General features: G+C 73.4%; 15 protein-coding genes and 1 tRNA gene. 10 read left to right on the forward strand and 6 right to left on the reverse strand.

Going from position 1 to position 26,239, the window contains the following annotated elements; translation table 11 throughout:
* Positions 1-185: 185 nt before the first annotated feature.
* From HB370_RS22520 to HB370_RS22555, 8 genes are all read left to right on the forward strand, one after another.
* Positions 186-797 (forward strand): hypothetical protein, encoded by a 612-nt coding sequence (locus HB370_RS22520; RefSeq protein WP_030781831.1) that lies wholly within the window; start codon positions 186-188, stop codon positions 795-797.
* Positions 798-858: 61 nt separating this feature from the next.
* Positions 859-2,382, forward strand: coding sequence for a class I SAM-dependent methyltransferase (locus HB370_RS22525; protein ID WP_030781828.1), 1,524 nt, complete (start codon positions 859-861; stop codon positions 2,380-2,382).
* A gap of 254 nt (positions 2,383-2,636) precedes the next feature.
* Positions 2,637-2,834, forward strand: a complete 198-nt coding sequence (locus HB370_RS41380) for a hypothetical protein (protein ID WP_030781826.1) — start codon at positions 2,637-2,639, stop codon at positions 2,832-2,834.
* Positions 2,835-3,090: 256 nt separating this feature from the next.
* The gene (gene topA / locus HB370_RS22535) at positions 3,091-5,925 is read left to right on the forward strand and encodes a type I DNA topoisomerase (RefSeq protein WP_030781823.1); all 2,835 of its coding nucleotides are present in this window, start codon (positions 3,091-3,093) and stop codon (positions 5,923-5,925) included.
* Positions 5,926-6,189: 264 nt separating this feature from the next.
* Positions 6,190-9,597: a dTMP kinase gene (tmk, locus tag HB370_RS22540; RefSeq protein WP_030781820.1), complete on the forward strand. Its 3,408-nt coding sequence runs from the start codon at positions 6,190-6,192 to the stop codon at positions 9,595-9,597.
* A 203-nt stretch (positions 9,598-9,800) separates the two neighbouring features.
* Entirely contained in the window at positions 9,801-11,006 is a 1,206-nt protein-coding gene (locus tag HB370_RS22545; RefSeq protein WP_030781817.1) for a DNA polymerase III subunit delta', read from the forward strand.
* Between the two features lie 127 nt (positions 11,007-11,133).
* Positions 11,134-12,762: an alpha/beta hydrolase gene (locus HB370_RS22550; protein ID WP_030781814.1), complete on the forward strand. Its 1,629-nt coding sequence runs from the start codon at positions 11,134-11,136 to the stop codon at positions 12,760-12,762.
* Between the two features lie 108 nt (positions 12,763-12,870).
* Positions 12,871-12,947: transfer RNA gene (locus HB370_RS22555), tRNA-Thr, on the forward strand.
* Positions 12,948-12,996: 49 nt separating this feature from the next.
* Here the strand turns inward: HB370_RS22555 and HB370_RS22560 are convergent.
* The 3 genes from HB370_RS22560 to HB370_RS22570 are packed head-to-tail and all read right to left on the reverse strand — an operon-like array spanning position 12,997 to position 16,894.
* Positions 12,997-15,186, reverse strand: a complete 2,190-nt coding sequence (locus HB370_RS22560) for a hypothetical protein (protein WP_030781811.1) — start codon at positions 15,184-15,186, stop codon at positions 12,997-12,999.
* Positions 15,186-16,046, reverse strand: coding sequence for a hypothetical protein (locus HB370_RS22565; RefSeq protein ID WP_051815616.1), 861 nt, complete (start codon positions 16,044-16,046; stop codon positions 15,186-15,188). The genes HB370_RS22560 and HB370_RS22565 overlap by 1 nt, the downstream gene beginning before the upstream one ends.
* 5 nt (positions 16,047-16,051) lie before the next feature.
* Entirely contained in the window at positions 16,052-16,894 is an 843-nt protein-coding gene (locus HB370_RS22570) for a vWA domain-containing protein (protein ID WP_030781803.1), read from the reverse strand.
* A gap of 620 nt (positions 16,895-17,514) precedes the next feature.
* Here HB370_RS22570 and HB370_RS22575 point away from each other — a divergent pair.
* Positions 17,515-21,159, forward strand: coding sequence for an AfsR/SARP family transcriptional regulator (locus tag HB370_RS22575; protein ID WP_244405614.1), 3,645 nt, complete (start codon positions 17,515-17,517; stop codon positions 21,157-21,159).
* Positions 21,160-21,270: 111 nt separating this feature from the next.
* On the opposite strand, the gene HB370_RS22580 is transcribed toward HB370_RS22575, so the two are convergent.
* Together HB370_RS22580 and HB370_RS22585 are read right to left on the reverse strand one after the other, a co-directional pair.
* Complete coding sequence (locus tag HB370_RS22580) at positions 21,271-22,959, reverse strand: bifunctional 3'-5' exonuclease/DNA polymerase (protein WP_030781799.1); 1,689 nt, start codon at positions 22,957-22,959, stop codon at positions 21,271-21,273.
* Positions 22,960-23,020: 61 nt separating this feature from the next.
* Entirely contained in the window at positions 23,021-23,770 is a 750-nt protein-coding gene (locus tag HB370_RS22585) for a Clp protease N-terminal domain-containing protein (protein WP_030781797.1), read from the reverse strand.
* A gap of 136 nt (positions 23,771-23,906) precedes the next feature.
* Between HB370_RS22585 and HB370_RS22590 the strand changes: the two genes are divergently transcribed.
* Positions 23,907-25,016: a DUF2786 domain-containing protein gene (locus HB370_RS22590; RefSeq protein WP_030781794.1), complete on the forward strand. Its 1,110-nt coding sequence runs from the start codon at positions 23,907-23,909 to the stop codon at positions 25,014-25,016.
* A gap of 37 nt (positions 25,017-25,053) precedes the next feature.
* On the opposite strand, the gene HB370_RS22595 is transcribed toward HB370_RS22590, so the two are convergent.
* A complete protein-coding gene (locus HB370_RS22595) occupies positions 25,054-25,569 on the reverse strand; it encodes a DUF4232 domain-containing protein (RefSeq protein WP_030781791.1) in 516 nt (171 codons plus the stop codon).
* Positions 25,570-26,239: the final 670 nt, after the last annotated feature.

Below are 26,239 nucleotides of genomic sequence, written 5' to 3' on the forward strand. Positions count from 1 at the left end.
GGGCGGGCGGCGCGTGCTGACGCGCCGCCCGCCCGTCTCGCCGTGTGGGCCCGGCCACGTCGTGAGCCTTCTCTCTCATGGCACAAAAGGTCATAAAAGCTGACCGATCTCTTGCCCGGTAGCGGGGGCGAGGCCGTCCGCCGTGTAGATTCCGGGGGCCGAGAGCCATGGAAGGGACCAATCCGGTGAACAAGAAGCTCGCGGCCGCACTGTCCAGCGGTGCGGTACTGGCAGTCGCGGTGACGGGGTGTGGCGGCGGCGGCGACAAGGGGCCCGACCCCAAGCTGGTGTCCTGGGCCAAGACGGTGTGCGACGCCGTGCCCGCCCAGAGCGCCAAGATCAAGTCGGCCAACGCGTCGATCGCGTCCATCGCCACGGACGGCAACCTTCCGCCGAAGGACGCCCAGAAGACGTACGTCGAGGCCTTCCAGAACCTCGCTGATGGCTACAAGGCCCTCGCGGGCGCCCTCGACAGCGCCGGCGCGCCCCCCGGCATCGACGGCGGAGCCAAGCTCCAGAAGGACGCCGCCAAGAACCTGGCCGGCCTGTCCACGTCGTACACCGAGCTGAAGAAGACGGTCGAGGGGCTCGACACCAAGGACCAGGGCAAGTTCGCCAAGGGCCTCAAGACGGTCGCCGGGCAGACCAAGGAGGTCGGCGAGCAGGGCGACGACGGCACGGAGGCGCTGAAGCGGCTGGAGCAGGGCGAGGTCAAGGAAGCCATGGCCGAGCAGCCCAGCTGCAAGGTCGCCGCGTCCGCCGCGGCACAGTCCACGGCCCCGACGACGACCGGCTGACGTCGGCGAACGGCCCGCGCGGAGTCCGCCCCGGCGGGCCGGCGCGGGCCACAATGGGGGCGTGACTGACACCGGACCCGCTTCCCTGCCCGCCGCCGACCGGCCCGACATCGCCGCGCGCCTGAGGGACGCGCTGCTGGCCGCCTCCTTCACCGCCGACGGACTGCTCGACCTGCTCGGCGCGCCCGCGTACGCGGCCCTGGCCCGCAGCGAGACCGTGCCCGCCCTGCGGGCGACCCGTGGCGACACGCCGCTGGAGACGCTCGTACGACTGTTCCTGCTCCAGCAGCCGGTGCCGCACGCGCGCGTGGCGGCCGTGCTGCCGGTCCAGGAGGCGCTGGAGGCCGGCTGGCTGCGGCGCGTGGGCGGCGACGAGGTGGCCGCGACCGTGGACGTGCGGCCCTACGGCGGTCCCGGCGGCGAGGACTGGTTCATCGTCTCCGACCTCGGCTGCGCGGTCGGCGGGGCCGGCGGCATCGGGCAGCACGAGGAGGGCGTCGTCCTGGGCGTCGGCGGCGCCTCCACCACCCTCGCGGGCATCACCGTGCGCACCCCCGTCGCCTCCGCCCTGGACCTCGGCACCGGCTCCGGCATCCAGGCACTGCACGCCGCCCAGCACGCCACGCGCGTGACGGCGACCGACCTCAACCCCCGCGCGCTGCACATCACGGCGCTCACGCTGGCGCTGTCCGGGGCGCCCGCCGCCGATCTGCGCGAGGGCTCGCTCTTCGAGCCGGTCCGCGACGACGAGACGTTCGACCTGATCGTCTCCAACCCGCCGTTCGTGATCTCCCCGGGTGCCCGGCTGACGTACCGGGACGGTGGCATGGGCGGGGACGATCTGTGCCGCTCGCTCGTCCAGCAGGCGGGGGAACGGCTGACCGAGGGCGGGTTCGCGCAGTTCCTCGCGAACTGGCAGCACGTGGCGGGGGAGGACTGGCAGGACAGACTCAGGTCGTGGGTGCCGCGCGGCTGCGACGCCTGGATCGTGCAGCGCGAGGTGCAGGACGTCACACAGTACGCCGAGCTGTGGCTGAGGGACGCCGGTGACCACCGCGGGGACCCGGCGGAGTACCAGGCGCGCTACGACGCCTGGCTCGACGAGTTCGAGGCGCGCAAGGTCAAGGCGGTCGGCTTCGGCTGGATCACCCTGCGCAGGACCGGCTCCGCCGAGCCGGTCGTCACCGTGGAGGAGTGGCCGCACCCGGTCGAGCAGCCGCTCGGGGAGACGGTCCGGGCGCACTTCGACCGGCTCGACTATCTCCGGGGCCACGACGACGCGGCGCTGCTGGACAGCCGCTTCAAGCTCGCCCCCGAAGTGGTCCAGGAGCAGGTCGGGCTGCCCGGCGCCGAGGACCCCGAGCACGTCGTGCTGCGCCAGCACCGCGGGATGCGGCGGGCGACGAAGGTGGACACGGTCGGCGCCGGGTTCGCGGGCGTGTGCGACGGCACGCTGAGCGCGGGCCGCATCCTGGACGCCATCGCCCAGCTCGTCGGCGAGGACCCGGTACTGCTCCGCGACCGCACCCCCGCCCAGATCCGGCTGCTGGTGGAGCAGGGCTTCCTGGAGCCGGCGGCGGACTGAACGGCCGCGCGCACCCGTCGTACGCGGTCCCACCCCGCTCCGGGGTCCCGAAAGGGTCCCGGAGCCGCGGGGCGCACCGCTCTTCGGAAAACGGCCGGAAAAATATGGCCGGGGGTTTCGGAGGGTGTTTACCCGCTCGCACGTTCGATTAGGTGTCGACCTTCCGTTCACCCCCGTGTCGCTCGCCGGTTCCCCGTGCGTGCCACTCTCCCCACGCCGGGTGCAGCCGGCGGCCGAAAAGGGGTGGGCGGGCGATGGAGAGTGGGCCGGCGATCTTCGCGGGAGCGGTGTTCGCCCTGTTCGGAGCCGGTCTGCTGGTGTGGACCGGGACGCGGCTGTGGCGCCGGGAACCGGTGGGTCTCGGTGTGAGCCGGATCGCATCCAGCGCCCTCGCGGGCATGGCCGGAGCCGTCGCCCTGACCCTGGGCGGGTACTGCCTGACCCGGCTCTGAGGCCATGGAACGCCGCTCCGGCGGGTAAGGGGAGCGTTACGCTCCGGACAGGGGTACCGGGGCGGCCGGGCGGTCCGGGCGGCAGGAATGCCGGTAGTCGGGTTACCGTTCGAGTGGCCGTTGTGGGCTTTTCCCGTTTGACACGGGGGCGGGATGTAGCGTCACACTCCGCAGCGTCACACGAGCCAGCAGTACGCCGCGACCCCGGGACCAAGGCCTGGGGAGGCCCCAGCGTCGACCGGAGAGAAGAGCGAAGTTGTCCCCGACCAGCGAGACCGCACACGGCGGTCGCCGACTCGTCATCGTCGAGTCGCCTGCCAAGGCGAAGACGATCAAGGGCTACCTCGGCCCCGGTTACATCGTCGAGGCGAGCGTCGGGCACATCCGCGACCTTCCCAACGGTGCCGCCGAGGTGCCCGAGAAGTACACCGGTGAGGTCCGCCGCCTCGGTGTGGACGTAGAACACGACTTCCAGCCGATCTATGTCGTCAACGCGGACAAGAAGGCCCAGGTAAAGAAGCTCAAGGACCTGCTGAAGGAATCCGACGAGCTGTTCCTCGCCACCGATGAGGACCGGGAGGGCGAGGCGATCGCCTGGCACCTCCAGGAGGTCCTGAAGCCGAAGATCCCGGTCAAGCGGATGGTGTTCCACGAGATCACCAAGGACGCGATCCGCGCGGCCGTCGCCAACCCGCGCCAGCTCAACCAGAAGCTGGTCGACGCCCAGGAGACCCGCCGGATCCTCGACCGCCTCTACGGCTACGAGGTCTCCCCGGTGCTGTGGAAGAAGGTCATGCCCCGGCTGTCGGCCGGCCGCGTGCAGTCCGTCGCCACGCGACTCGTCGTGGAGCGGGAACGCGAGCGCATCGCCTTCCGTTCCGCCGAGTACTGGGACCTGACGGGCACCTTCGGCACCGGCCGCGCCGGAGACCCGTCGGATCCGTCGTCGCTGGTCGCGCGGCTTCAGACCGTCGACGGCAGGCGGGTCGCGCAGGGCCGCGACTTCGACTCCGTGGGACAGCTCAAGAGCGCGGGCATCCTCCACCTCGACGAGGCGACCGCCCGTGGCCTCGCCGCCGCCCTGGAGAACGCCAGCTTCTCCGTGCGCTCCGTCGAGTCCAAGCCGTACCGCCGCTCGCCGTACGCCCCGTTCCGTACGACGACGCTCCAGCAGGAGGCCAGCCGCAAGCTCGGCTTCGGCGCCAAGGCGACGATGCAGATCGCGCAGAAGCTGTACGAGAACGGCTTCATCACGTACATGCGTACGGACTCCACGACCCTGAGCGACACCGCGATCTCCGCGGCCCGCGCCCAGGTCACGCAGCTGTACGGCGCCGACTACCTGCCGCCGCAGCCGCGCACGTACGCCGCCAAGGTCAAGAACGCGCAGGAGGCCCACGAGGCCATCCGTCCGTCGGGTGATCGTTTCCGCACGCCCGCGGAGACCGGCCTGACCGGCGACCAGTTCAGGCTCTACGAACTGATCTGGAAGCGGACCGTCGCCTCCCAGATGAAGGACGCGACCGGGAACAGCGTCACGGTGAAGATCGGCGGCACGTCCGCCGACGGCCGGGACGTCGAGTTCAGCGCGTCCGGCAAGACGATCACCTTCCACGGCTTCCTGAAGGCCTACGTCGAGGGCGCCGACGACCCGAACGCCGAGCTCGACGACCGCGAGCGCCGGCTGCCGCAGGTCGCCGAGGGCGACGCGCTGTCCGCCGAGCGGATCACGGCCGACGGCCACGCCACCAAGCCCCCGGCCCGCTACACCGAGGCCAGCCTGGTCAAGGAGCTGGAAGAGCGCGAGATCGGCCGCCCGTCCACGTACGCGTCGATCATCGGCACGATCCTGGACCGCGGCTACGTCTTCAAGAAGGGCACGGCCCTGGTGCCGTCCTTCCTGTCCTTCGCCGTGGTCAACCTGCTGGAGAAGCACTTCGGGCGGCTCGTCGACTACGACTTCACCGCCAAGATGGAGGACGACCTCGACCGGATCGCCGCCGGTGAGGCGCAGGCCGTGCCGTGGCTGAAGCGCTTCTACTTCGGCGAGGGCCGGGGCGGCGTCGGCAGCGCGGCCGAGGCGGGCAACGGCGACGGCGACCACCTCGGCGGCCTCAAGGAGCTGGTGACCGACCTGGGCGCGATCGACGCCCGCGAGGTCTCCTCGTTCCCGGTGGGCAACGGCATCGTGCTCCGCGTCGGCCGCTACGGCCCGTACATCGAGCGCGGCGAGAAGGACACCGAGGAGCACCAGCGCGCCGACATCCCGGACGACCTGGCGCCGGACGAGCTGACCGTCGAGCTGGCCGAGGAACTGCTCGCCAAGCCGAGCGGCGACTTCGAGCTGGGCACCGACCCGGAGACGGGCCACCAGATCGTCGCCAAGGCCGGCCGCTACGGCCCGTACGTCACGGAGGTGCTGCCCGAGGGCACCCCCAAGACCGGCAAGAACGCGGTCAAGCCGCGGACGGCCTCGCTGTTCAAGTCCATGTCTCTCGACACGGTGACGCTCGAGGACGCGCTGAAGCTGATGTCGCTGCCGCGCGTCGTCGGCACGGACGCCGATGGCGTGGAGATCACCGCGCAGAACGGCCGCTACGGCCCCTACCTGAAGAAGGGCACGGACTCGCGTTCGCTGCAGTCCGAGGACCAGATCTTCACGATCACGCTGGAAGAGGCCCAGGCGATCTACGCCCAGCCCAAGCAGCGGGGGCGGGCCGCCGCCAAGCCGCCGCTGAAGGAGCTGGGCGAGGACCCGGTCTCCGGAAAGCCGGTCGTGGTCAAGGACGGCCGCTTCGGTCCGTACGTCACCGACGGCGAGACCAACGCGACCCTGCGCTCCGGCGACAGCGTCGAGACGATCACTCCTGAGCGTGGTTTCGAGCTGCTCGCCGAGAAGAGGGCGAAGGGGCCGGCCAAGAAGACCGCGAAGAAGGCTGCGGCCAAGAAGACCGCCCCGGCGAAGAAGACCGCCGCCAAGAAGACGGCCGCCAAGAAGACGACGGCCGCCGTGAAGAAGACGACCGCCAAGAAGACGGCCGCGAAGAAGACCACGGCGTCCAAGGCGTCGGGTTCCGGCGCGGAGGACTGACAGCGGACCCGGGGACGGCGGCCGGCTGAGGCTCCCCGGCCGTCCCTGGCCTCCCCCGGGGGCGTGCGGTGCGGGCTTCTTCGGGGGCGGCCGGTGTCAGGCCCTCTGCGGGGGCGTCCGCGCACGCGGCCCCGGCTGCCGCCGCCCCGCTTCGCACTCGGCTTCGCGAAACGAACGCCCGCCCCGGTGCCCGCGCGGTGCCGGGGCGGGCGTACGTCCGGACACGCGAGGTGTGGTGTCGGCGGCTGCGGATAGGCTGAACGCATGACGCGAGCCGAGCAGCCAACGGCCCACCCCACAGCCCCGGACGACGCCCTGGTCGCGGACTCCCGCGAGCGCGCCGTCCGTTCCCTGCTGCGCCGACCGCAGCTGAGGCGCCTGTGGAGCGCGCAGCTGGTGAGCGGTGTCGGCGACACCCTGTCCCTCCTCGTCCTCGTCGTGCTGGTCCTCCAGGCGTCGGTCGCCGAGGGCGCCTTCGGCGGTGGCTACCGAGGCGTGGCGTTCGCAGTGGCGACGGTCTTCGCCGCCCGCATCCTCGCCACGCTGGTCTTCGGCGCCGTCCTCCTCGGCCCGCTGACCTCGCTCACCTCCGAGGAGGGCCCGCTCGACCGCCGCTGGACCATGGTCGGCGCCGACGGCCTGCGCGCCGCGCTGCTGATCGTCGCGCCCCTGTGGATCGACTGGGTCCCGGGTGACGCGCTCACCGTCCTGCTGGTCACCGCCTTCGTCACCGGCGTCGCCGAGCGGCTGTGGACGGTGTGCCGGGAGAGCGCCGCCCCCGCCCTGCTGCCGGCCCCGCCCCCGGAGGGCGCGACCGTGCGCCCGCTGCCGGACCATCTGGACGCCCTGCGCCGCCTGACCCTGCGCACCACCTTCCTCGCGGTCCCGCTGGCCGCCGCGGCCCTGATCGTCGCCGCCCTGCTGAACAACCTGCTGGGCACCGGCGTGGCCTGGTTCGACCAGCACCAGGCGGCCCTCGGGTCGTATGTCGCGGCGGGCCTGTTCGCCGCCTCCCTGTCCGTGCTGACGTCCCTGGAGGTGCCCGGCACGCGCACCCCGCGCGCGCGGTCCCCGCTGGAGGGCCTGCGCCGGCCGCGCACCGGCACCGGTGTCGACAAGGGCCGTACGGGCGTCGCCCCGCTGCTGGTCCTGGCCTGTGCCGGGGTCGCCGGCGCGATCGCCGCGGCCGTCTCGGTGTGCGTGCTGCACGCCCGGGACCTGGGCGGCGGCCCGGTCCTCTACGGCCTGCTGGTGCTGGGCCTGACCGGCGGTGTCGCCGTCGGCATCCGGACCGCCCCCGCGCTGCTGCCCTCCCTGTCCCGCCGCCGCCTGCTGGCCCTGGCGATCGCCGTCACCGGCATCGCGCTGCTGGCCGCCGGGCTGGTCCCGGACGTCACCACGGTCCTGCTGATCGTCACGCTGGCCGGTGCCGCCGCGGGCGTCGCCGCGAACACCGGGCACACCCTGCTCGACCAGGAGACCGAGGACTACCGCCGGGTCCGCACCACCGAGCACCTGCACGCCGTGGTCCGCGTCTTCATAGCGCTCGGCGTCCTGATCGCACCGCTGTTCGCCGCGCTGATCGGCCCGCACCGGCTGGAGAACGGCAAGTTCGTCTTCGCGCACGGCGGCGCCGCCTTCACGCTCATGCTCGTCGGCGCGCTGCTGCTGCCGGTGGCCGCGCTGGTGCTCGCCAAGGTCGACGACCGCTCCGGCGTGCCGCTGCGCCAGGATCTGAGGGACGCGCTGCTCGGCGGCGACGACCCGGTCACGGCACCGGCGGCCAGCGGCTTCTTCATCGCCCTGGAGGGCGGTGACGGCGCCGGCAAGTCCACCCAGGCCGAGGCCCTCGCCGAGTGGATCCGCGCCAAGGGCCACGAGGTCGTGGTCACCCGCGAACCCGGCGCCACCCCGGTCGGCAAGCGGCTGCGCTCCATCCTGCTGGACGTGTCCTCGGCGGGGCTGTCGCACCGCGCGGAGGCGCTGCTGTACGCCGCCGACCGCGCCGAGCACGTCGACACCGTCGTACGGCCCGCCCTGGAGCGCGGCGCGGTGGTCATCTCCGACCGTTACATCGACTCCTCCGTCGCCTACCAGGGCGCCGGCCGGGACCTGTCCCCGACCGAGGTCGCCCGCATCAACCGCTGGGCCACCAACGGCCTGGTCCCGCACCTCACCGTCCTGCTGGACGTCTCCCCGGAGACCGCCCGCGAGCGGTTCACCGAGGCACCGGACCGGCTGGAGTCGGAGCCGGCGGAGTTCCACGCGCGCGTGCGGGCCGGTTTCCTCACGCTGGCCGCGTCCGACCCCGGCCGCTACCTGGTGGTGGACGCCGGACAGGAACCCGAGGCCGTCACCACCGTGATCCGGCACCGGCTGGACACCGTGCTGCCGCTGTCCGAGGCCGAGATCAAGGTCCAGGAGGAAGCCCGGCGCAAGGCCGAGGAGGAGGCCCGCCGCAAGGCGGAGGAAGAGGCCGCCCGCAAGGCCGAGGAAGAGCGTCTGGAGCGCGAGCGCCAGGAGCAGCTCGCCCGGCTGCGTGCCGAGGAGGAGGAGCGCAAGCGGCGCGAGCTGGAAGAGGCGCAGCGGCGCGAGGCCGAGCGGCAGGCGGAGGAGGCCCGGCAGCGGGCCGAGGAGGCGCGCCGGCGCGCGGAGGAGGAGCGGCAGCGGCTGCTCGCCGAGGAGAAGGCGCGCGCGGAGGCGGAGGCCCGCCGCAAGGCCGAGGAGGAGCAGCGCCGCAAGCAGGCCGAGGAAGAGGCCCGGTTGCGCGCCGAGGAAGAGGCCAGGCAGGCGAAGCTGCGTGCCGAGGAGGAGGCCCGGCAGGCGAAGCTGCGTGCCGAGGAGGAGGCGCGGCGTCTGGAGGCGCAGCGCAAGGCCGAGGAGGCGCTGCTGCGTGCCGAGGAGGCCCGGCGGCAGGCCGCCGAGGCCGCGGCGGCGGCCGACGCGGCGGCCCGCAGGCCCAGCGCGCCGCTTCCCGCGGCGCCGGGCGTGGCCCCGGACGACGCCACGGTCTCCACGCCGGTGGTGGCCCCGGGCACGGCCCGTGGTGCCCAGGGCGTCGAGCAGACCGAGGAGACCGTCCCGACACCGGCGGTGTCGCCGGACGCGCGGACAGCGCAGACACCGGGTGCGTCGGGCACGACGGGCACGACGGGACGGCGTACGGACGGACCGGCCACGGACGACACGACGGTGCTGCGACCGGTGCGCGAGGAGCGCGACCGGACCGCCGAGGGTCCCCGGGACACCTACCCCGACCCCGAGGTGACCGCCGAGCTGCCGCAGCCGCCGGCGCCGACCGGACCGGGGGAGGAGACGGCGGTGCTGCCGCAGGTGACCCCGGGCGCGGCGGACGAGACGGCCGTGCTGCCGCCCGTACGGAGTGACGACCCGGCGGACCGGGTGCCGCCCGGCTACTTCCGCGACGAGCGCCCCGCGGCGAGCCCCGACGGTTCCGAGGCCCGCACGCGCGAGATGCCCCAGCTCGACGCCGACGGCACGCCCCGCCGCCGTCCGCGCCCCGACTGGGCCGAGGAGACCCCGCTGGACGACCTGCCGTCGCTGGCCGACGAACTGCTCGGGTCGTACGACGAGGGGGAGTACGGCGACGGGGGCGCGAGCGAGGAGCAGGGCGGCCGGGGCCGAGGCCGGGGCCGGGGCCGACGGGGCTGACCAGGCGTCCCGGGGCCTTCGGCCGGTGCTCCGTTGCCCCTGGCAGGCGCCGCGTGGCCCTCGGGCGGCAGCTCGTGGCCTGCGGCCGGCAGCTCGTGGTCCTCGGCCGGCGGCCCGTCGTCCTCGGGTGGCGGCCCGTTGTCAGTGCCCACCCGCACAATGGATTCCGGAACGCGGAATGTGACGGAAGGGCGGCGTGACCCATGACCGTGTGGGACGACCTCGTCGGGCAGGAGAAGGTGAGCGCGGTGCTCGATGCGGCCGCGCGGGACGCCGACGCCCTCGTCACGGCGGTCTCGGCGGAGCAGCCGCTGCCCGAGGCGTCGAAGATGACCCACGCCTGGCTGTTCACGGGCCCGCCCGGCGCGGGCCGGAACCAGGCGGCCAGGGCCTTCGCCGCGGCCCTGCAGTGCGTGAGCCCCGACCGTGCGCTCGGCGGCGCCCCCGGCTGCGGCTTCTGCGACGGCTGTCACACGGCGCTGCTCGGCACCCACGCGGACGTCACGACGGTCGCCGCGGTCGGCGCCGAGATCCTGGTCAAGGACATGCGGGACACGGTTCGCAAGTCGTTCACCGCCCCGGCGAACGGCCGCTGGCAGATCATCCTGGTCGAGGACGCCGAGCGGCTGAACGAGAAGTCGGCCAACGCCGTCCTGAAGGCCGTGGAGGAGCCCGCCCCGCGTACGGTCTGGCTGCTGTGCGCCCCCTCCATCGAGGACGTCCTGCCCACCATCCGCTCCCGCTGCCGCCACCTGAACCTGCGCACGCCGTCCGTCGACGCGGTCGCCGACATGCTCGTACGGCGCGACGGCATCGAGCCGGAGGTCGCCGCGTCCGTCGCCCGCGCCACCCAGGGCCATGTCGACCGGGCCCGCCGGCTGGCCACCGACCCGGCGGCCCGCGAGCGCCGCGCCGCCGTGCTGCGGCTGCCGTTGCGGCTGGACGAGGTGGGGGCCTGCCTCAAGGCCGCCCAGGAGCTGGTCGACGCGGCGGCGGAGGACGCCAAGCAGCTCGCCGAGGAGATGGACGGCAAGGAGACCGAGGAGCTGAAGGCGGCGCTCGGCGCGGCCCAGGGCGGCCGGCTGCCGCGCGGGACGGCGGGGGTGATGAAGGACCTGGAGGACATGCAGAAGCGCCGCAGAACCCGCACGCAGCGCGACAGCCTGGACGTGGCCCTCGGCGACCTCACCGCCTTCTACCGCGATGTCCTCGCCCTCCAGCTCGGCACGCGCGTGGCGATCGCCAACGCCGACGCCGGGGACGCCCTGGAGCGGCTGGCGAACGGCAGCACCCCCGAGTCCACGCTCCGCCGCATCGAGGCGATCTCCGCGTGCCGCGAGGCCCTGGACCGCAATGTGGCCCCGCTGCTGGCGGTGGAGGCGATGACGATGGCACTGCGGGCGGGCTGAGACGAAGAGCCGGGCTGATGCGCTCAGGGGGAGTACCAACCGGTCCGGAGCGGGGGGCGTATCCCCCGTAGGAGGCACAATGCCCACGCACCGCACCTGATGCATCGCGGAGCGTTACGCTCGCCTGATGCGAACCAGGCCATCTCCCCGTACCCGCGGTTCCCGCCGAGCCCACCGGATCCGAGGCACCCGTCCCCGGGCGACGGCCCGTCTCACCGCCACACTCCTCGGGGCCGCCGCACTGCTGGTGTCCGCCTGCTCCCCGGGGAACCCGGCGGCGCCGTCCGGCGGAACGGTGCAGGCGGCGCTCGCCGCGCTGCCGCGGACGACGCCGGCGGCGCTGACGCCGTACTACAGCCAGCGGCTGCGCTGGCGGGAGTGCGGGGTCCCCGGATTCGAGTGCGCGACGATGAGGGCCCCGCTGGACTACGCGAGCCCCGACGCGGGCACCGTCCGGCTCGCCGTCGCCCGCAAGAAGGCCACCGGTACGGCAGGGCGGCTGGGCTCGTTGCTGGTCAACCCGGGTGGCCCGGGCGGCTCGGCGGTGGACTACCTCCAGCAGTACGCGGCCCTCGGCTACCCGGCGCGGATCCGCGCCCGCTACGACATGGTGGCGATGGACCCGAGGGGCGTCGCCCGCAGCGAGCCGGTGAAGTGCCTCGACGGGCGGCAGATGGACGCGTACACGCAGACGGACACGACGCCCGACGACCAGCGGGAGCGGGACGCGCTGGTCGCGGCGGACCGGAGGTTCGCGGAGAGCTGCGGGGCCCACTCGGCGCGGCTGCTGCGGCATGTCTCCACGGTGGAGGCGGCCCGGGACATGGACATCCTGCGGTCGGTGCTCGGGGACCGGAGGCTGAACTACGTAGGGGCGTCGTACGGCACGTTCCTCGGGGCGACGTACGCGGGGCTGTTCCCCGAGCGGGTCGGCCGGATGGTGCTGGACGGCGCGATGGACCCGTCCCTGGACGCCCGCAGGATGAACCTGGACCAGACGGCGGGCTTCGAGACGGCGTTCCAGGCGTTCGCGAGGGACTGCGTGCGGCGGTCCGACTGCCCGCTCGGCGGCAGGGGCGCGCCGCCCGCGCGGGTCGGCGACCGCCTGCGGGCGTTCTTCCGCGAGCTGGACGCCCGCCCGCTGCCGTCGGGTGACGCGGACGGCCGCCGGCTGGGGGAGTCGCTGGCCACGACCGGGGTGATCGCGTCGATGTACGACGAGGGGACCTGGCCGCAGTTGCGCGAGGCGCTCACCTCGGCGATCAAGGAGCACAACGGCGCGGGCCTGCTCTCCCTCGCGGACACCTACTACGAGCGGGACGCCGACGGCCACTACAGCAATCTGATGATGGCCAACGCGGCCGTGAACTGCCTGGACCTGCCGTCGGCGTTCTCGGGCCCCGAGGAGGTCGAGAAGGCGCTGCCCGCGTTCGAGAAGGCGTCCCCGGTCTTCGGGCCGGGCCTGGCCTGGGCCTCGCTGAACTGCGCGTACTGGCCGGTGCGGGCCACGGGGGAGCCGCACCGCATCGAGGCGAAGGGGGCGGCGCCGATCGTGGTGGTCGGCACGCTCCGCGACCCGGCGACGCCCTACCGCTGGGCCCGGTCCCTGGCCGGGCAGCTCTCCTCGGCCCGCCTGCTGACCTACGCCGGCGACGGCCACACGGCGTACGGGCGGGGCAGCGGCTGCATCGACACGGCGATCGACACCTACCTCCTCCGAGGCACCCCGCCGTCCCCCGGAAAGCGCTGCTCCTGACCCCTCCCACCCACCCCGGAACCCCCTGCTCCGGGGTGGGTACGAAGCACCCCCGGAAACTGTGTAGACTTACCGACGTTGCCGATCGCACCATGGTGCGAGCAGCACGCCGCTTTAGCTCAGATGGCCAGAGCAACGCACTCGTAATGCGTAGGTCTCGGGTTCGAATCCCGAAAGCGGCTCCACTGGAACCCCAGGTCACATTGCCCGTGACCTGGGGTTTTCTGTTGCCGGTCAGCGGCCTGTCGCGACGAAGCGCAGGTATCGGCGCAGGCCGAAGGCGCGGCGGTGTTCCGCGCGCGCCGTGGCGAGCCGGGTGGTCAGACGGCCGTGCGTGGTGGTGGCGTCGGCGAGTTGGGTCTGACGCTGAAGCAGCACCGCGCGCTGCTGCTGGGTGGCCGCCCGGTGCTGCTGCTTCTCCTTGTTGACCTGCTGCAGACGGGTGGTGATGCGCTGCTGGAGCTGGTCACGCTTGTCTCGGGCCGTGCTCTCGGCCCGCGTGATCTCCGCTTCGTAACTCTTCTTCCGCGCGGCGAACCGCTGTCGGATCGCGGCCCGTTCCTGGGCGCCTACGCTGGTGGGAGCCGACTTCCGGGCCCGCTGCTCCAGCGAGGCCCGCCAGCTTTCGAGCGCCGCCGCCCGGACCTCGCCGACGCCTGGGACCTTGACCTTGTATCCGTTGGCGCGGACGAGGTACGCGTCGCGACTGCCGTTTCTGCTGCCCTGTACGTACCGGACCCCCGTGAAATCGGCGGCTGTGTGGATACCTGCGGCGATCAGGGTCGTGACCGTTCCGCTGCCCATGTTGGAGAGCTTCTTGACATCCTGGATGGGCGTCCGGCGGAGTTTGTCCTGGATGTGCGTCCTTATCGCCGCCGCCAGCGCGGTGTCCAGCTGCTGCTGCTCCTGGGTTGCGAGACCGCTCAGCTTGGTCCGGAGATCGCCGGTCTCCTTGTTGAGCTTGGCGGTGATCCGCGACTGCTCGTCGCGCAGCTCGGTCTGCAGGCCCTTGATCTGCCGGCTGATCTGTGCGTCCCGGCTCGCGCCGGCCGCGTTCAGGGATTCGATCTCCTGGTGGATCTTCTGCGCCGCTGCAACGGATTCGGCCAACGCGTCCACCTGCTGCTGGAGCACCAGTATCCGGGCCTTCGAAGCCCGGGCTTCGGGGCGGGAGCGTCGGGTGGCGTGGAGGGCGCCGCCGGACAGGAGCAGAGCTCCCAGCTGAGCGGCGGCCATGTAGCCGGCCGGCAGGGTGCTGATGGCCGTCAGTGTGGCCGGTGCTGCCGATCCGGTCAGCGCGAACACGCCGGCGAGGACGTCTCCGGGGCGCCGGCGCGCGAAGCCTGTACCGGCGGCCGTACCCGTACCCGTACCCGTGCCGCTTGCCGCGGGCGTGCTCCGGGGCTGCGGAATGTGCCCTGCCAGCCAGGCGGGGGATCCGCCCCGCTGGTTCGCCGCAGGGGCCGGACGAGGGGGCGGGATCACCGCTGCCGTGGTCAGCGGGGGAACTGCCTGGGCGGCCGCCGTGAGGTGCCCGTGGGTCTGCGCGGCCAGTGCCCGGAGGTCCGGGTCCGCATGGGTCAGCAGCAGGCTCCAGGCCGGTGAGGAGCGCGGCTCCTTGAAGTCGTCCTCCTTCAGGATCAGGAACTCGCCCTGATCATCGTGCAGTTGGTCCCAGACGGCGGGGTCGGTGGCGATCGCGACGAGGCTGAGGTAGATGACCCAGGCCGAGAAACGGTCCATGGCGGGGCCGAAGTCCGCGCTCGTACGCGTCGGGGACTGGTAGTTGCGGTGACCGTTCTCCGTGGCGCCCTGCCCCTTCAGCGCGGGCACGTACATCCCGTCGTAGTCGACAAGACGGAGCGTGTTGTCGGCGGCGACCAGGAGATTGCCGTGCTGGAGGTCGCCGTGGGCGACGCCGAGCCGCTCCAGGTCGGCGACCAGTGCGGCGAAGCGTTCGGCCATCCTGCGAACGGCCGCCGTGTCCCGGGCGTTCCGCTCGATCCACGTGATCAGGCCGGTGCCCTCCACCCAGGCCATCTTCAGGGCCGGGTACCACTCGCCGGCGACGAGGACGCCCCTCGGCAGGTATTCGATGGTGACCGGCCAGGGCTGGGACAGTTCGGCGGGCTCGAGGCCGGCGAGCTGCCCGCTGATGGCCTGGTAGCGGGCCTCCAGCGTGCTGCTGTCGCGGGTGAAGCACTTCAAGGCGTACCGCTGTCCGCCCGGGGCGGTGATGGAGAAGACGCTCGCGAAATTTCCCGAGATCGCCTTCGGACCGAGTACGGGGCTCTGCTGGACCGTCCCGTGTTTGAGGTCCGGGTCCTCGAAGCACAGTGTGGGGTTCTGCAGGGCTTCCACGTAGTTCGCGCCGGTCGGGAATTTCCGAGCGGCGGCAGGTCCGCCGGTGCGGGAGACCGCCATTACCCCTCCGTCTTCACCCGCATGCGAATGAGGGCCACGTCGTCGTTGCGCATCCGGGACTTGTCGCGCTCGCTCAGGACCCACTCGGTGAAGGTCTCTTCGCCCAGATCGGCGAGCTTCCCGAGCTGCTTGCCGGTTCCGCCCGAAGCGAGTTCGGGGTGGGAGAGCAGCCATGCGGCCAGCGCATCGGTCGCCAGCAGAAGCTCGTCGTCCGCGCGCAGTTCACCGGTCGCGGTCGACGCGCGGTCGGTGATCAGGGCGGCATCCCGGTTGCGGCTGCCGAGCAGCTGTGGGGTGATGCCGAAGCCCTCGCCGTCGGCGATGGGGAACGAGGCGATCAGCCGGCCTTCGCGGAGATGGAAGAGGCAGCTGTCGCCGAGCGCGAAGGCGTGCCAGCTCCAGGGCCGCGGGGCCGCGGGGTCTTCCGGGGCCGCTGCCGCCGCCCGGAGGTGGACGGCCACCAGTGTGGCGAAAGCCCCTTTGTCCAGCCCCGGCTGCTCGTACCAGGTGATGGGCCGGCCGCGGGCCGCCCGCTCGGCCTGGTACTCCGCGATGTAGCCGTCCCACTGGTCGACGGTGCGGGCCAGGAGATCCTCGACGAAGGACCCGGCCCCGCTGTTCTCCCTGTCGTCCCGCCGGTCGTCGGCAGCCGCCATCGAGGCAACGGCACCTCGTACGAGCTTCCTGGCCCAGGCCCCGGAGAGCAGACTCTCGGACGCCCCGTCGGACACGGCGGCGAAGACGGAATGCCCGTCGGGTGACGACGTGAGGTGTGTGGCGTCCTCACATTCCTCGCGGAGGCTGCCTGCCTTGGGCACCAGGAAGCACTGGGAGTCGATGGGCGTCGGGTGTGCGCCCATGGTGATCAGCGCAGTTCCGTGGCGCGCGTACCGATGTCGAGGAACTCGACGATGGAGGTGATGTCGGCGTTGTAGACGAAACCGCGTGTGGCCTCGCTGACCCGGTGCCCCTGCGAAGCAGCGTAGGAGCGCATGTGGCTGGGCAGCACGCTCGACATGTGGAAGAGCAGCCGGGAGTAGGCGTCCGGGAGTTCGGCCTCGCTGTCGGGGAAGGTGACGGGAGTCCCGCTGGTCCCGGACACGTGCAGGTTGAAGAGGAGCACCGATCCGTCGGCGGTGGCGTGCGAGGCGAGCCCGATGGCCGCGCTCGTGGGATCACCGTCGGTGGACTCACCGTCGGTCAGGTTGAGAACGATGGGCGGGAAACCGCCCGGGTGCTCGTCGACCCAGCGGGCCACCAGGGAGTCGGCGTAGCCGAGGGCGCGGGTCATGGGGGTGCCGCCGTTGGTGACCGGGTCCATCCAGACAGGGAACTGAACGGTTGTCTCGACGAGGCCGCCGGCGCCGTCCGGCACCTTCTTCGTACGGCTCTCCAGACGGGCGGGGTTGTTCGCGATCTCGCTCAGCGGTACGAGGTCCCGGCCGGCGAGCGCGCCGGTGAAGGCAGAACCGACCTGGTTGTGGCCGTAGCCGATCACCGCGACATGGAAGTAGTCGCGGACGCCCTCTTCCTTCGCGCACTTGACGGAGAGTTCGGTCAGCAGCCGGTTGATGGCGTCCGACACGACCTGGGCGCGCTGCTGCACCGCTTCACCGCTGCCGATGGGATCGCTCATCGACGCCGACTGGTCCACGAGGAAGATGAAGCAACCGGGGTTGGTCCGGCTGATCTCGGCGGTGTACGGCATCTCGGCGGCCAGCTCCTCTGCGCGACAGGGGCTGAGCGCCACGGCATAGGACGCGCGCGGAAACCTGACCCCCCAGGGAGGCTGATGCTAGCGGATGCGGTGCGGCCGTGCGGCCGGACCGGCGGGAGACCGGAGGCGGGCTCGTCCTCACCCAGGGGGCGGCTCCTGGGGTACGCCCGGGCAAGGTCACCGACCTCTTCGAGTGGCCCGTGGCATTCCGGCCGTGGTGAGGGGCGGGACGGGGCCCCGGTCGTTCACCTCCGCCGGCCGGGGCCCTTGTCGTCCCCGGATCCAGCCTGCGGCGACACTCCCCCGAGTTACGCGACATACGCGCGCGCCGTCGAGCCAGATCCGATGGAATGATCACATCAGGATTCGCCAACGGATCGCTAACATGTGGCCAACGGTTCGTCAGAGGGTCACTGAACGGCTGGCTCGAACTCGCCCGTCAGGAGCGGGAACAGCCCCTCGAACGAGGGAGGTTCCGCAGGCCGTTCGGTGGGCAGGAAGTGGCGGGAAACCGTTGTGGACAGGGCGGGTTTCCGCCAGACATCGGCGGGCAGGCGCCCGCTGCGCAGTGCGGTCGGCCCGGCCGCGCGGGAAGGCTGTGGAGCGGCGTGATGCGGCGGTGCGAGCTGCGCTTCGGACTGCTGGGACCGCCGGTCCTCTACGACCGACCGTCGTACGAAGTCTCGTACGAGCCCTCGTCCGGGGCCTCGGGTGATGCCTCGTCCGGGGTCTCCGGTCCTGGGGCTTCCCGTTGTGTCGCCGAGGAGACCGGTGAGCCCGCGGGCGACGTCCCCGGCCTTCACGTCCGGTCCATCGGCAGCCCCAAGGTCCGTGCCCTGCTCGCCGCGCTGCTGCTGGAGCCCGGCCGCGTCGTCTCCGTCGAGGTGCTGAAGGACGCGCTGTGGGGCGGCGCGCCGCCCGTCTCCGCGCGGGCTTCCCTGCACAACCACGTCACCCGGCTGCGCCGGCTCCTGGACGACCCCGAGCGGCTCAGGGCCGTACCGCCGGGCTACGTGCTGCGCGTCGACCACGGCGAACTCGACGTGCACGTCTTCGACACCCGGGCCGCCGAGGCGCGGGCCGCGCACGTCCGGCGCGACTGGCCGGGCGTGCTGCGGGCCTGCGCCGGCGCGCTCGCGCTGTGGCGCGGCACCCCGCTCAGCGGGCTCCCCGCCGACATCGGCGGCTACGCCTTCGTGCAGCGCCTGGAGCAGGCCCGGCTGCTGCTGCTGGAGTGGCGGTACGACGCCGAACTCGCCCTCGGCGGCGCCCGCTTGGCCGCGCTCGTGCCCGAACTGACGGCCCTGGTCGCCGACCATCCGCTGCGCGAGGCGTACCACCGTCAGCTGATGCTCGCGCTGCACCGCACCGGGCGCCAGGCCGAGGCCCTCGCCGTCCACCGCGACCTGCGCGCCCGTCTGGTGGAGGAACTCGGTATCGAACCCGGCCCGGCGGTCCGCGAGGCGCATGTCGAGGTGCTGCGCGGCCGTTGCGAGCAGGCACGTGATGACTCCCGGTCAGAGCCCTGGCCGGGGGAGGAGCCGCGGGGTGACGCCACCGGCGGCCCGATCGCTGCCGGGAGTGCCGGTACCGACGACGGCACCGGCTCCGGCGGTACCGGTGAGGCTGGTGCCGGCCTCGAGGGCGCCGTCGACGAACCTGCCTCCGCCTCGTCTTCCGGCGCCTTCCCCGCACCCCCGGCCCCGGGGACCGACACCGGCCCCCCCGCCCCTGGCCCCACGGCCTCCGGTTCCCCGCAGACCCCGCGTCCGGCCCAGCTGCCCGCGCCGCCGGCCCACTTCACCGGGCGGACGGACGTACGACGCGAGTTGCGCCAGGCGCTGACCGGGCCGCCCGCCTCCGTCCCCGCCGTCGCGGTGATCAGCGGCATGGCCGGGGTCGGCAAAAGCGCTCTGGCCCTGCACGTGGCCCATGAGCTGCGGGAGCTTTTCACCGACGGTCAGCTCTACGTCAATCTGCACGGCGCCACCCCCGGCATGACTCCGCTCACCGCCGCCCAGGCACTGACCGCGCTGCTGCGCGACCTCGGTGTGGGCCCGCGGAACATCCCCGAACACCCCGACGCCGCCGCCGCGTTGCTCCGCTCGCTGCTCGCCCCCGCCCGCCTTCTGCTGGTGCTGGACGACGCGGCGAACGCGGCCCAGGTCCGGCCACTGCTGCCGGCCGGGCCCGGCTGCGCGGTGATCGTTACCAGCCGTTCGCCGCTCACCGCCCTCGACGGCGCCCGACGCTTCCCGCTCGCCCCGCTGACCGGCGAGGACAGCGCGGCCCTGCTGCGCGCGGTCAGCGGGCGCGCGGGGCTGGACGAGGGCCACCCGCTGGTCGAGCTGACCGGCCGGCTCCCGCTGGCGCTGCGCGTGGTCGCCGCCCGGCTCGTCGCCCGCCGCGCCCTCACTCCGGACGTCCTGGCCGGTCAGCTGGCCGACACCGGCAGCCGGCTGCACCACCTGGAGTACGACGATCTGAGCGTCCGCCGCTCCCTGGCCGTCGCCCACGACGCGCTCGCGGCCGCCGAGCGCGAGGCCGACCGGGACGCGGCCCTCGCCCTGCGCCGTATCGGCGCGCTGGACCTGCCGACGTACGGTGCCTCGCTGATCGCCCGCCTCACCGGTACCGACGAGCGGCGCGCCGAGGCCGCCCTGGACCGGCTGGTCGACGTGGCCCTGCTGGAGGAGACGGCGTACGGCCGTTACGCACCCCACGACCTGGTCCGCGACTTCGCCCGCGAACTGGCGGAGGCCGACGCACGGGCCACCAGCCGGGCCGCCACCCCTGCGGAGACCGCCGCCCACCCACGGGCCGTCGACGCCGAGGCCACCCCCGCGCGGACCGCTCGGACGCGGGCCGCCACCGGGGACGCGTTCCCGGGGCCGGACGAGCCCGGCACCACCGCCCTCCACGCCTGCGCCGACCTCGTCGCCCTGCGCTGGTACGCCGCCGTGTCCGAGCGGGTGCTGGAGGCGATCGTGGAGCCGGGCATCGACCAGGACGACCGGCGGCGGCCGACCGCGGCGCAGCCGGCCGAGCACGCCACGGACGTGGCCGCGCTCGCGTCCTTCGAGTCGGCCGAGGAGGCGTTCGGCTGGGGCGAGACGGAGCTGGAGAACATCGTCGCGCTGGTGGCGCGGAACGCGGACACCGACGATCCGCGCACGGCCGCCCACCTCTCCGTGCTCACGCGGCTGCTCTCCCCGTACGTGCAGCGCAGCGGCCGGGTCGCCGAGATGGAGGTGCTGGGCCGGGCCGGGCTGGCGGTGGCGCGCCGGCTGGGGGACCCGGCGGCCGAGGGGTACGCGCTGTGCGACCTCGCCGCGCTGCACTTCCTGACCGGCCGGCAGAACGACTCCCTCGCCCTCACCGACCAGGCCCTGGAGATCTGGGGGCGGCTGGGCATGGTCTCCCGGATCCGGCGCTGTCTGAACAACCGGGGGCTGCTGCTGGAGGGCCTCGGGCGGTTCACGGAGTCGGGTGAGGCACTGCGCCGGAGCCTCGCCTACTCGCGGCTGCTGAACGACCCCTACGGCGAGGCCGTCACCCGCAGCCACCTCGGCAACCTCTACGAGCACACCGACCCGCGTGCCGCCATCGAGCAGCACCGGCGCTCGCTGGCGATCGGGGACAGGATCGGCGCGGTCATCGTGCGGCACTCGGCGCACTGCAACATCGGCTACGCCCATCTGACCCTCGGCGAACCGGAGTCCGCCGCCCGGCACTTCGAGGAGAGCCTGCGCATCCTGGGCGGCCACGGCGACTGGCACGGCGAGGCCCAGACCCGGCTCGGTCTGGTCCGCGCGCTGCGGCAGCTGGGGAGGACCGAGCGGGCGGCCGAGGAGTGCGCCGAGCTGCTGCGCCGGGCCGACGCCCGCGCCGACCGCTACATGGGCGGGCTGGCCCTGCACCAGCACGGGCTGCTGCTGCGCGAGCGGGGGCTGCGGACGGAGGCGTACGACGCCTGGCGCGCGGCACACACGGCACTGGACGGCACGGACGAGCAGGCTGTCCTGGCGGAGCTGCGGGAGCTGCTGGGCGACGGCTCCGACGCGTCCGACGCCGCGGACCTTGCTGACGCCGCGGGTCTCACTGACTCCGCTGACTCCGCTGACGTCGCTGTCCGAGCGGGGCCGTCGGGCGGAGGCCCGGGCGCGGGCAGCGGACGGGACGGTGCGCCGGACGGCGGGGGCCTTGGCGCTTCCGGAGAACCGGATCCGCCGAGCGAGAACCCGGAGACCGGCTGAACGGGACCTGCCGACCACCCGGCTGACCGCCCACCCAGCGGTCCGTTGAACCCGCACCCACCAACGGGCGCCCCCGCCTTCCGGTGGACCTCGGCCGCCCGCCGCACCCCCTCACTTGGCATCGGCATAGCACTCCACCACCGCCGTCGTGAACGGGAACCGCACCGGGGTCTCGCCGAAGGTCAGCCGGCCGGCCAGGGCGGCGGAGTCGCGGATGGCCCGGACGACCGCCTCGGCCTCCTCGGCGGGGCAGTGCACGATCACCTCGTCGTGCTGGAAGAAGACCAGCTCGGCCGCCATGTCCCACAGCGCCCGGCGCAGCGCGGCGAGCAGCAGCAGGGCCCAGTCGGCGGCGCTGCCCTGGACGACGAAGTTGCGCGCGAAGCGGCCCCGCGCGCGGGAATCGGCCGAGGCGTATCCGGGGACCCAGCCGGACCGGCCCTCGCTCTCCTCCTCGCCGCCCGGGATGCCCGCCTCCTCCGCCGTGTCCTCGCCCGAACCGGCGGCCGGCGGGCAGGTGCGGCCCAGCCACGTGCGCACCAGCCGGCCCTCCTCGCCCGCGCGGGCGGCCTCGTCGACGTAGGCGACTGCCTTCGGGAAGCGGCGGCGGAGCGCGGCGAGGTTCTTCAGGCCGTCGCCGGAGGTCTGGCCGTAGACCGCGCCGAGCACGGCGAGTTTGGCCTGCTCGCGGTCGCCGGAGAAGGCGCGGTCGGAGACGGACTGGTAGAGGTCGCTGTCGCGGCCGGCCACTTCCATCAGACCGGGGTCGCGGGAGATCGCGGCCAGTACGCGCGGCTCCATCTGGTCGGCGTCGGCCACCACCAGCCGCCAGCCGGGGTCGGCGACCACGGCCCGCCGGATCACCTTGGGGATCTGCAGACCGCCCCCGCCGTTCGTCACCCAGCGGCCGGTGACCGTGCCGCCGGCGAGGAACTCGGGGCGGAAGCGGCCGTCACGCACCCAGTCCTGGAGCCAGGACCAGCCGTGTGCGACCCAGATGCGGTACAGCTTCTTGTACTCCAGCAGGGGGGCGACGGCCGGGTGGTCGACGGACCGGATCTCCCAGCGGCGGGTGGACTTCACCTTGATCCCGGCCTGCGCGAAGGCCTTGACCACATCGGCGGGCAGGTCCGGCCGCACCCGGCGGCCGAAGGCCGCGGACACCTCGTCGGCCAGTTCGGCGAGGCGGCGCGGCTCGCCGCCGCCCGCGTACCGCTCGCCGAGCAGTTCGTGCAGCAGTGCGCGGTGCACCTCGGCGCTCCACGGCAGGCCGGAGCGGTTCATCTCGGCGGCCACCAGCATCCCGGCCGACTCGGCGGCGGTCAGCAGCCGCATCCGGTCGGGGTGGGTGGTTTTTTGGTGGCGGTGCTGCTGTTCGGCGTAGACCGCGAGCAGGTCGGGCAGGGGCAGATGGTCGCCGGCGGGTTCGAACAGCGGGGACTGGGCGCCCGGTTCGGCCGCGCGCTGCGGCGGGTCGGGCGGGACGGGGCCACCGCGGAGGCGGGCCAGGGCGGCGGCGGCCGAGCGTGGCTCGCCGTACCGGCCCTCGTGGCCCAGCAGGAGTGTCTCGGCGTCCTCGATGTCGTAGCACCGCTCCACTCGCACCCCCGTGGCGAGCAGACGCGGATAGACCTCGGCGGTCGACCGCCACACCCAGCGCGTCACCTCCGGGCGGCTCCGCACCGCCCCGGCGAGATCGTTCTCCCGCCGCACCGGTCCGGCGGGCAGCCCGTCCGGGCCGAGGGGGGCGACGTCCACGCCTCCGTCCTCGGCCGGTGCGAGCGCCCACCGGTCCGTCATGTCCGCGAGTGTGGCAGGTGGGTCTGACAATCGGCCGTGGCCTCGGGCGGAACCTGTGGATCTACGCCTGCGAGCCGCCCGGGGCGGGGGTGGTGTTCTCCATCAGCAGCGCCAGCATCTTGCGCAGTTCCTCCTCGGTGGCCGGCTTGGTGACGCCGAGGCCGCTGAGGACGCCCTGGCCGTTCTCGTGCTCCAGCAGGGCCAGCAGGATGTGCTCGGTGCCGATGTAGTTGTGGCCGAGCCGGAGGGCCTCGCGGAAGGTGAGTTCCAGGACCTTCTTGGCGTCGGGGGCGTAGGGGACGAGGTCGGGGACGTCGTCGGCGGCCGGCGGCAGCGTGGCGGTCACGGCCTGGCGTACGGCGTCCAGGAGCACGCCCTGCGTGGTGATCGCCTTGGCGGCCAGGCTTTTGGGCTCGGACAGCAGGCCGAGGACGAGGTGCTCGGGGCGGACCTCGGTGTTGCGGGCGGCCAGCGCCTCGTTGTGCGCGGCCATGACCACGTTCTGCGCGCGCTGGGTGTAGCGGCTGAAGCCCTGGCTGGGGTCGAGGTCGGCGGACTCCTTGGGCACGAACCGCTTCTGTGCCGCCTGCCGGGTCACGCCCATGCTGCGGCCGATCTCGGTCCAGGACGCGCCCGAGCGGCGGGCCTGGTCGACGAAGTGCCCGATCAGGTGGTCCGCCACGTCACCGAGGTGGTCGGCGGCGATCACCGCGTCCTGGAGCTGGTCGAGGGGTTCGGGATGGACCTTCTTGATGGCCTCGATGAGGTCGTCGAGGCGCACGGAAGCCGTGAAGTTCGGGTTGGTCGCCATAGTGTCAACCGTAGGTTGCGCCCCTAGGGGTGTCAACCAACGGTTGTCAGTTGGTCCGGTGCGCCTCCGCCAGGGTTGTCCACAGCCTGTGGACGACCGCCCCCGCTTGTCGGTGGCGCGTGGCACGATCGGGGCTGTGACCAGTACTGCCAGCACCGTCGAGCGGGCCTTCAGGGCCGCTCTCTACGACGACACCGACACCGGGCTCGACACGGGTGCCTCCCTGCTCGCCGCCGATCCGGGGGCCGACGCCGAACTCGGGCGGCGCGGTGTGGAGTTCGTCGCGGCGGCCTGGAGACGCGGCTGGCAGCCCGCCGACGTCGTACGACTGGTGCGGCGCGAGCTGGAGGACCCGCACGTCCACCTGGCCGCCGCGCTGATCCGGGCGCAGGCCGGGCGGGACCGTCCGCGCGGGCGCCGCTGGGCCGACCAGCTGGCCGCGCTGCCGACCGGTGCCGACCGCGCCACGGACCGCTTCTCGCACGCCACCACCGTCCTGGAGCTGTACCGCCTGCTGCTGCGCCTGCCAGCCCTGGAGCCGCTGGACGACGAGCCCCGGCGCGCCCCCGGCCCGGCCGCCTCCCGCATGCTCACCCGCATCCGCGCGCTGCTCGCCAAGGCCGAGGCCACCGGTTATCCGGAGGAGGCGGAGGCACTCAGCGCCAAGGCGCAGGAACTGATGGCCCGGCACAGCGTCGACGAGGCACTGCTCGCCGCCGAGGCGCCCGCGCCGGATGCGCCCGGCGCCTGCCGGATCGGGGTCGAGCCGCCGTACGAACAGGCCAAGGCGGTCCTGCTGGACGCGGTGGCCACGGCCAACCACTGCCGCGCGGTGTGGAACGAACCGCTCGGCTTCTCCACGGTCGTCGGCTTCGAGGCGGACCTGGAGGCCGTCGAGCTGCTCTACACCTCGCTGCTGGTGCAGGCCACGCACGCCATGACCAGGGCCGAGGCGGCCCAGCGGGCCGGCGGGCGCAAGCGGACCAAGACCTTCCGGCAGTCGTTCCTCGCGGCCTACGCGCACCGCGTGGGCGACCGGCTCGCGGCTGCCGCCGAGACCCAGGTGACCCAGGACCTGCTGCCGGTGCTGGCCACGCGCGCGATAGCCGTCACCGGGCGGCTGGAAACCATGTTCCCGCAGACCACGACGACCCGGCTGCGGGGCGTCAGCGACGCGGCCGGCTGGACCGAGGGCGCCCGCGCGGCGGACCAGGCCCAGGTCAGGGCCCGTCCGCGGCTGGAGTGAGCCTCGGTGCCGGAGTGCGCCTCACCGGTCCTGTAGCTCAGTCGCCGACCTGCTGGAAGGCGCTCACCGAGGCGTCCGGCCCGCTCCCGTCGGCCTTCCCGGCGACCGGGCCGTACTTCCACGGGAAGCTCCGGCCGGTGTCCGTACCGGGCAGGGTGATCTTCACGGTCTTCGCCGCGAGGGTGTTCTCGGCGCCGTCCTTGCCGCGTACGTAAGTGAGCGAGAAGGACGCGGAGTCGCCCTTGGCCAGCTTCAGCTTCTGGGCCTTCGCGCCCTTGAGCGTGGGCACGGTGACGTCGTTGCCGCCGCCGCTCAGCACGACGTCCGGGAAGTGGTCCAGGGTGCAGGGCGCGCTCTGATTGGTGAGGCTCACCGGGATCTCGCCGGTGTCCCCGGCGGCCGGAGCGACGCTCGCGGAGCCGATCTGCACGGAGACCCCGCCGATCTCGCAGGCCGAGTCGGCGTTGTTCCCGCTCTTCCCGCCACCGTCGTCGCAGGCGGTCAGCAGCAGGGCGGCGGCGAGAGCGGTGACGGTGAGCGGAATGGCGCGCATGGGCGGGTCCCTGTCCTGGTGGTGACGGTGCCCTTGCATCATGGCGCCTGCCCCCGAGCCCCGTACGCCCGCCCCTCCGGAACCCGGCCCCCGGACCCTCGAACCCCCGCGCGGCCGGGCCCCTTTCAGGGATCTCGCGCCACCCTCCGGGACGGCAGCGCCCCGGCCCGGTCGCCCGGTGGCCGGCCGGAGGGCCCGGGATCCGGTCCGGTCGCCCAGTGGTCGCGAAGGCGGCGGCCTGCGCTCCGGCCCGGTCGCCCGACGGTTGCCAGGCGGCCCGCGACCATGCCCGGTCGCCCGGAGGGCCCGGGATCCGGCCTGGCCGCCCGGTGGTTGCCAAGACGGCCCGTGGCCCGGCTTCATCCCGGCGGTTGTGAAGGCGGCGGCCCGGGATCCGGCATGGTCCCCCGGTGGTCGCCAAGGCGGCGGCCCGCGACCAGACCCGGTCGCCCGGTGGCCGCCAGGATGGCTCCCGCCCGGTCCGGTCGCCCGGCGGCTACCGCGCTGGCCTGCGCCCATGTCCGGTCGCCGGGCGGCTGCCAGGACGGCTCCTGCCCGGCCCGGTCGCCTGGCGGTTACCGCGCTGGCCTGCGCCCATGTCCGGTCGCCCGGTGGCTGCCAGGACGGCTCCTGCCCGGCCCGGTCGCCCGGCGGTTACCGCGCTGGCCTG

The sequence above is a fragment of the Streptomyces sp. DSM 40868 genome (genome assembly GCF_011820545.1).
In the GTDB taxonomy this organism is placed as follows: Bacteria; Actinomycetota; Actinomycetes; order Streptomycetales; family Streptomycetaceae; genus Streptomyces; species Streptomyces eurythermus.